Raw genomic sequence first — 7,998 nt, 5'->3', positions numbered from 1 at the left:
GGTGGCAATGGCGAAGGGGAACCACCTGTACCCATGCCGAACACAGAAGTTAAGCCCTTTAGCGCCGAAGATACTTGGTGGGTAACTGCCCGGGAAAATAGGTCGCCGCCGGATTCCATAATCCTCCTTAGCTCAGTTGGTAGAGCGTTCGGCTGTTAACCGAAATGTCGTTGGTTCGAGTCCAACAGGGGGAGCCAAGGAGAGAGGGAAGAACATCTTGTTCTTCCCTTTTTTGTCGCTCTTGTGTATTTATAGTATTTGTGATAGAATTTGAACGTATCTTGTTATGATAAAAGAGCAGGGGGAAGCACGACAACATGAATAGATTAGATGATGTAATTGTAATTATACCATCTTTAGAACCAAACTTAAAGCTGTTGGATCTTTTAGAACAACTCCAAAATGTTAACTTAAACAATATCATTATTGTAAATGATGGCAGTGCTCCTTCCTTTAATCATATTTTTAATGTTGCTCAAGAAAAATATAATTGCCTTGTTTTAAAGCATTATGTGAATATGGGTAAGGGCCGTGCACTAAAAACTGCAATGAATTATGTTTTGAATTATTTTCCTGGATGTATAGGTGTAATTACTGTTGACTCGGATGGACAGCATCAAATAGATGATATATTAATATGTGCTAAAAAGCTAATTGATAATCCCTCTGAGTTAATTTTGGGATACAGGGATTTTGATAGTAGTAATGTACCTTTTCGCAGTAAATTCGGTAATAAAATTACTAGGCAAATAATCAAATTCCTATGCGGAATAAAAATCCAGGATACTCAAACGGGCTTAAGAGGCATTCCAAAGGATTTTATGGTAGCTCTTTTAGATGTAAAAGGTGAGCGATTTGAGTTTGAAATGAATATGTTAATTGAGGCAAAGGAGAAAGATATTTCTATATTGGAATATCCAATTTCCACTGTTTATATTAACGAAAATAGTTCGTCACATTTTAATCCTTTGAAGGACTCCGCCAAAATATATTCAATATTTTTAAAATTTATTATTTCTTCGTTTTCATCCTTTATTGTTGATATAGGATTATTTTCAATAATAGTTAATTTGATAAAGCCTGTGAGCTCTTATTATATAATTATAAGTACAGTGTTTGCAAGATTGGTATCTTCTATTGTCAACTTTGCTCTAAATAAAAATAGGGTGTTTAAGAGCCAAGGGGCTACCAAATATTCGGCAATCAAGTATTATATTTTATGCATATTCCAATTGATAGCATCTGCTTTAGCAGTTGATGCATTATACACTTTGTGTGCAGGAAAAGTTTCTGAGTCTATTATTAAGATAGTGGTTGATTTTATTTTGTTTTTAGTTAGTTTTCAAATACAAAGAGAATGGGTTTTTAGAAAGGGGAAATAATGTCATACTTGATGGCAATTTTGAGTATTGTGGCTTTAACTCAAATATCTGTTTTATGGTTCAAAAGAAAATTCGAAATTTTATTAGCTCCTTCTATATTTTTAATAATCCTCATTCTCTATATTTTTGGACTATTTAATTGTTTGCACTATGGCTTTTATTTTATATTTTTGATTCTTATCTTTGGCTTGGGCGCTTCTATTTTTGCTTTAGCGAGAAAAAAGATAAATATAAATGGACAGAACATGATTACGCCCGGTTTTTTTGTATTTTTAATATTTGTAATTATAATCTTTTTTGGCACGCGTGGTCGAATGCTGTATTGGTGGGATGAATTTTCTCATTGGGGATTAGTCGTAAAGAACATGTATATAAATGATACTTTCGGAAGCTTGAGCCAGGCGACTACCCAGTTTAAAGCATATCCACCAGCAGCATCATTGTTTCAATATTTTTTCACAAAGTTTAATGGTACTTTAATTGAATGCCAAATGTTTCGGGCGATGGATATAATGCTCGTTTCCTTGGTGATGCCTGTTTTTTCACGAGTTAACTGGAAAAACTGGAAAAATGGAATAGCCATCGCTATTATTGTATTTGTTACTCCCATATTATTTTATGCTGATTTTTATATTTCTATTTATGTTGATGCCTTATTAGGTGGTATATTTGCCTTTGTTCTTTATACGTATTTTTCACATAATTTACATACAAAGCTTGATAATATAGTAATTGGCATGGGATTATTTATTTTAACGCTTACAAAAGCTTCTGGATTTGGCTTAGCTCTCGTTGCATTGTTCATCATTTATTTTGACCTATTAAAAGCTCGAAACTTTAAATGGATCTTTTTAGTTCCGGCTATATGTACTATTCTGGCAAAAGTATCATGGGAGATTCATTTAGATATTGTAGAAGCTGGAGTGCCCTGGAATACGTCGTCTATTACGGGACAAGGGATCCTTGGCATATTTAATGGGAATCTTCTGCCTTACCAAACGGATGTAATTGGATCTTTTATTCAACAGGTATTTACGTTTCAATGGGATAGTACGATAAAATTTGCCTATTTTTCATGGATGATAGTATGGATCGGCTTAACTATACTATTAGGCAGGGTTAATAAATTACGGAAAAAGCAGTATTATATTTGCGGTATAGGATTAAGTATAGGCTATGTGGTGTATTCAATTTCATTACTAATCTTATACCTATTTACGTATACTGAATACGAGGCTACAAATCTTGCGTCCTTCCAAAGATATATGAATACCTATATTTTTGGCGCAACGATGATTCTGTTAATGCTCCTAATAAAGACAATTCTAGAGGGTAACTTTGGACGTAAGTATGCGGTAGGCGTTTTGTGTTGTATTATTCTATTTTTAGTTCCGTTGCAGACGATTGCTCAATTCACAATATATACCCAGAAGGATATACAAATAACGCAGAAATACCGTAAGTCTATTGAAAAGTCTGCTACCTTTAGTGAAATAATGGATCCTGAAACAGACAAGATCTATTTAATTTCCCAACATAATCTTGGAAAAGAATACTGGGCAATCAGATATAATTGCACGCCAATTTGGGTTCCTATGAGACATGCTGAAACAAGCTTTTCCGAAAATGTGGAAGATGGTTCCATTGTCATTACTGTAGATGAATGGGAAAAGAAACTGCGGGAGGATTATACCTATGTATATTTGCATGTAGTGGACGACTTTTTTATCAGTGAATATGCTGCATTATTTGAGAATAGATCTGAGATTCAAAATGATACGCTATTTAGAGTGGATAAAAGTGGGCCACATATTGAGCTAATAAAAGTATCGGATTAAACTTGTACTTGTTATTTTAGGGGCGTATAATAATTTATGTATGAGAACATAGATGCAGGCGGGAAAGAAGCCGGCTGCAAAAAGGAGGCTACTTAATGAAGATTGGTCTACAGCTATTCTCGGTGAAGGAGCATTTGATGCAGGACGCGAAGGCGACCCTTGCGGAGGTTGCGCGGCTGGGCTACAAGTATTTGGAACCCTTTGGCATTTTGGATGATAAGGGCTGCTTGTCCTATGGTCTCAATATGCCGTTGGAAGAAGCGAAAGTTTTTCTGGGCGATCATGACCTTCATGTGGTTGGCGGACACTACTACTATCCGGGTGACCCTCAATTTGAGGCCTTCTGTGAATACTATGCGGCACTGGGCTCGAAACAGGTGGGCTCCGGCGGCGATAAATTCCCTGGCGGACGTGAGGAAGTCTTGCGCAAATCTGAACTCATGAATAAGGATGCGGAAATTGCCAGGAAATACGGCCTGCGGTATTATTATCACAATCATTATTGGGAGTATCAGCCCTTTGAGGGCGAGACGGTGATCGACACCATTTTGAACAACACCGATCCTTCTTTGGTTTTTTATGAATTGGATACCTTCTGGGGTGCGCGGGGCGGCATTGATCCGGTAAAGGAGATTGCCCGGCTTAAGGATCGTATCATTCTTTTGCATCAAAAGGATTTTGCAAAGGATGCCGGCGAACCTCTCAATATCTGGGAAAAGACTGCGGACATCACCGTGCCCGTATCCCCTGAAATTGATCGGCCCACTCGGCGTCTCGAACTGTTTGCCGAAGTGGGGACCGGTATTCTGCCCATTCAAAGCTTTATTGATGCGGGCAATGGGATCGGAGTGGAATACATGTTCCTGGAGCAGGATAAGACCCGCTTGGGTGAGATGGAATCCATTGCCAAGAGCATGGAAGCCTTTAAAAAGTTTACCGGTGTGGAATGGCAATAAGCCAAACAATAGAATGGAGGAATAGACGATGGAAATTGGTCTGCAAATGTTTTCCATTAAGGATCATCTGAAAATCGACGCCAAGGGTACGATGGAGCAGGTGGCGAAGCTAGGCTACAAATATTTGGAGCCCTTTGGAACTCCGGATGAGACGGGTGAAACTTCCTATGGTTTTGGTATGACCTATGCGGATACCAAAGCATTTCTGGATGCTAACGGCATCGGCTTGGCCGGCGCACATTACTACTATCTGGGCAATCCTTACTTTGAGCCCTTCTGCGAGTACTACGCGAAACTGGGCGCCAAGCAGGTGGGTTCCGGCGGCGCTCATTTCCCCGGCGGGCGTCAGGACGTTTTGGAGAAGTGCGAACTGATGAACAAGGATGCGGAGATCGCAAAGAAGTATGGACTTCGCTACTATTACCATAATCATTACCGGGAATATCAGCCCTATGATGGAGAGATGGTGATTGATATCATTCTCAACAATACCGATCCCTCCCTGGTTGCCTATGAACTGGATACCTTCTGGGCGGCCCGCGGCGGCGTGGACCCGGTGGAAGAGATTGAGCGTTTGAAGGACCGCATCATTCTTCTGCATCAGAAGGATTTCTCGAAGGATGCGGGCGAGCCCCTCAATATCTGGGAGGAGACGCTGGACATCAATGTGCCCGTATCCCGGGAAATTGATGCACCCACCCGTCGGCTGGAGCTGTATGCCGAAGTGGGTACGGGCATTCTGCCCATCCAGGATTACATTGACGCTGGCAACAAGATCGGCGTGGAATTCATGCTGCTGGAGCAGGATAAGACCCGTATGGGAGAGATGGAGTCCATTGCCAAGAGCATGGAAGCCTTCAAGAAGTTCACCGGCGTTGAATGGGAATAAACCGAACAATGAAAGAAGCGCAGCGATGCGCTTCTTTTTTTTGGAGTAAGGTCTGTTGGCGGGGGGAAACCTTTTAAGGAAAGGCATCATAGAATGGTAGAAAAGGAAAGAAGGGACGCTGGATGGAAACGCTGGCCTTGACGCAGGCACCGGCGAGCCCGGATACGCAGCCTACGCCCAATCTTGCAACACCCATCGTAATTCTCCTTCTATTGGGTGCCTTTGCGATCATCTTCATCAAGCACAGGATCAAACAAAGCATGCGCATGAAATAAAAAGCCTCCGACAACGGAGGCTTTTGTGATTCTATCAGCCGCGGGAGGTGCCCATAAAGAAGAGGGCCAAGGTTCCCGGACCGGAGTGACTGCCGATGACCGGTCCCACAAAGTTGATGATAAACTCTTTGACGCCAAAACGGTTGCGAATGATGTCGGCCAGATAGTTTGCATCCTCCTCACAGTCGCCATGGCTGATAAAGACGATCTGTTCCTTTAAGTTGACGCCCAGCTGTGCCATATGGTCCACCAAAGCCTTGATGGCATTGCGGCGGCCCTTCTTTTTTTCCACGGGAACCAGCTGGCCAAGATCGTTGACGTGCATGACGGGCTTGATGCTGAGAATGGAGCCCATGAGAGCGGCGACACCGGAAATTCGTCCGCCCCGGCGGAGAAAATGCAGATCGTCCACGGTGAACCAGTGATTGAGCTTCAGTTTATTGTTTTCCAGCCAAGCGATGATTTCCTCCGCTGTGCGGTCCTCGTCCCGCATTTTAAGGGCATAATGAACAAGGAGTCCCTCACCCAAAGAGGCGCAGCGGGAATCCACCACATGGATGCGGCCGGGAAATTCGTTCTCGAGATCCCGCTGAGCGATACACGCGCTGTTGTAGGTGCCGCTGAGGGCGGAGGAGAAGGCCACATAAATAAGGGGCATATCGTTGCCTGTGAGAAGGCTGCGGAAGAACTCGTTCATCCGCTGGGAGTTGACCTGAGAAGTCACGGACATCTCGCCCTCCCGAAGGGCGTTATAAAAATCCCGATAGGTCTTGGCCGTATTGTTGCGGTCAAGGCGTTCCTGCCCTTTCAGCGTGTAGGACAGGTCGATGAGGGGAAGATTATGCTCTATAATATAGGAGGCGGGAAGATCCACAGTGGAATCGGAAGCAATGATCGTTTTCATATCGCACCTCTTCAATCTAATGGTATAGCTTATTGTATCCCAAAACGCCCGGTCATGCAACGTTTGGGACAAAATCTTCCTTAAAATTGACAGGTTTGCGGGGACACGATACAATCATACGGGAGTATACGAAAGTAGGAGATTTTTAGATGACCCTAAAACAGGAAGTGGAACGGCGAAGAACCTTCGCCATCATATCCCATCCCGATGCCGGTAAGACGACACTCACGGAAAAACTCCTTCTCTATGGCGGGGCGATCCGGGAAGCGGGTTCGGTCAAGGCGCGGCGTGCGCAGCATCATGCGGTGTCGGACTGGATGGAGATAGAAAAGCAAAGAGGCATCTCGGTGACCTCCAGCGTCATGCAGTTTGATTACGATGGCTATCGCATCAATATTTTGGACACGCCCGGCCATCAGGATTTTTCCGAGGATACCTACCGCACGCTGGTCGCAGCGGACAGCGCGGTTATGCTGATCGACGGCGCAAGGGGTGTGGAAGCCCAGACCATCAAGCTTTTTCAGGTGTGTAAGCGCCGGGGCATTCCCATCTTCACCTTTGTGAACAAGATGGACCGGGCTTCGAAGAGTCCATTCGATCTCATGGCGGAGCTTGAGGAGGTGCTGGGCATTCGCTCCTGCCCCATCACCTGGCCCATCGGCACCGATGGGGATTTCAAGGGGGTGTACCACCGGGACATCCATCAGCTGGAAGTCTTTGACGGCAGTGTGAACGATCACGGCAGCACCAAGCTTGAATCCATCAAAGGTTCGGTGGAGGATGAAAATCTTCGTGAATTTTTGGGCGAAGACTATCACGACCGGCTGGTGGACGAGATCGAGCTTCTGGATGTGGCGGGAGATCCCTTTGATCTTGAGAAGGTGCGTTCGGGTGAGTTGACGCCGCTGTTTTTTGGCAGCGCCATGAACAACTTCGGTGTGGAATCCTTTTTGGAAAAATTCCTGAAGATGACCACGCCGCCTCTGTCAAGACACAGCGATGACGGCGAGATTTCGCCCTATGATGAACGTTTCTCAGGATTTATCTTTAAGATTCAGGCCAATATGAATCCAGCACACCGGGATCGGATCGCCTTCATGCGCATCTGTTCGGGTAAGTTTGAAAAGGGCATGGAGGTGCGCCATATGCGCCTTCAAAAAAACATCAAGCTGACTCAGCCTCAGCAGTTCATGGCTCAGGACCGGGACGTGGCGGAGGAGGCCTGGCCGGGAGATATCATTGGGCTCTTTGACCCCGGGATATTTGCTCTTGGGGATACGCTGCTTACGGGCAGTGAACGCTTTCATTTCGAAGGTATTCCTGTGTTTGCGCCGGAGCATTTTGCCAGGGTCACACCGGAGGATTCCATCAAGCGAAAACAGTTTGTGAAGGGCGTAACCCAGCTGTGTCTGGAGGGCGCCATTCAATCCTTCAAGCGCTTGGATATTGGCATGGAGGAAATCATCGTGGGTGTGGTGGGCGCGCTGCAGTTTGAAGTTTTGCAGCATCGCTTAAAGCACGAATACGGTGTGGATATCCGCCTCAACGTCCTGCCTTACCGCATGGTGCGCTGGGTGAAGGGCACGGATTCGCTGGACGGCCTCAATCTCACATCCTCCACTTTGCGGGCTCAGGATGGGGATGGCCGCTTGGTGCTTTTATTTGAAAACGAATGGTCCGTGGATTGGGCTGTAAAGAATAACGAGGGCATAGAGCTAACGACGATTACGGATCGTGACTAAGGGGAGATAGGG

Annotated in this window: 7 protein-coding genes, 1 tRNA gene and 1 rRNA gene; 8 read left to right on the top strand and 1 reads right to left on the bottom strand. The window is 44.7% G+C overall.

Going from position 1 to position 7,998, the window contains the following annotated elements; genetic code table 11:
• The 7 genes from rrf to H8696_RS06005 all read left to right on the top strand — a co-directional run.
• Positions 1–114 (top strand): 5S ribosomal RNA (gene rrf / locus H8696_RS06035); the annotation flags it as partial.
• 7 nt (positions 115–121) lie between these two features.
• Positions 122–197: transfer RNA gene (locus tag H8696_RS06030), tRNA-Asn, on the top strand.
• A gap of 120 nt (positions 198–317) precedes the next feature.
• Positions 318–1,382: a glycosyltransferase gene (locus H8696_RS06025; protein ID WP_249315947.1), complete on the top strand. Its 1,065-nt coding sequence runs from the start codon at positions 318–320 to the stop codon at positions 1,380–1,382.
• Positions 1,382–3,220 (top strand): hypothetical protein, encoded by a 1,839-nt coding sequence (locus H8696_RS06020; protein WP_249315946.1) that lies wholly within the window; start codon positions 1,382–1,384, stop codon positions 3,218–3,220. Before H8696_RS06025 ends, H8696_RS06020 begins: the two co-directional genes overlap by 1 nt.
• A gap of 95 nt (positions 3,221–3,315) precedes the next feature.
• Positions 3,316–4,176, top strand: a complete 861-nt coding sequence (locus tag H8696_RS06015) for a sugar phosphate isomerase/epimerase family protein (RefSeq protein WP_249315945.1) — start codon at positions 3,316–3,318, stop codon at positions 4,174–4,176.
• Positions 4,177–4,204: 28 nt separating this feature from the next.
• Positions 4,205–5,065, top strand: a complete 861-nt coding sequence (locus H8696_RS06010) for a sugar phosphate isomerase/epimerase family protein (protein ID WP_249315944.1) — start codon at positions 4,205–4,207, stop codon at positions 5,063–5,065.
• A gap of 122 nt (positions 5,066–5,187) precedes the next feature.
• Positions 5,188–5,340 carry a hypothetical protein gene (locus H8696_RS06005; protein ID WP_249315943.1) on the top strand — a complete coding sequence of 51 codons (153 nt, stop codon included), beginning with the start codon at positions 5,188–5,190 and terminating at the stop codon, positions 5,338–5,340.
• A 34-nt stretch (positions 5,341–5,374) separates the two neighbouring features.
• Here the strand turns inward: H8696_RS06005 and H8696_RS06000 are convergent, their stop codons facing one another.
• Positions 5,375–6,244 carry a DegV family protein gene (locus tag H8696_RS06000; protein WP_249315942.1) on the bottom strand — a complete coding sequence of 290 codons (870 nt, stop codon included), beginning with the start codon at positions 6,242–6,244 and terminating at the stop codon, positions 5,375–5,377.
• 149 nt (positions 6,245–6,393) lie between these two features.
• On the opposite strand from H8696_RS06000, the gene H8696_RS05995 reads away from it, so the two are divergent.
• On the top strand, positions 6,394–7,986 hold the full coding sequence (locus H8696_RS05995; RefSeq protein WP_249315941.1) for a peptide chain release factor 3: 1,593 nt from the start codon (positions 6,394–6,396) through the stop codon (positions 7,984–7,986).
• Positions 7,987–7,998: the final 12 nt, after the last annotated feature.

The sequence above is a fragment of the Gehongia tenuis genome (assembly GCF_014384795.1).
Taxonomy (GTDB): Bacteria; Bacillota; Clostridia; order Christensenellales; family NSJ-53; genus Gehongia; species Gehongia tenuis.
The sequence above is the reverse complement of the archived record's forward strand: the minus strand, read 5'-3'. Positions and strand labels throughout refer to the sequence as shown.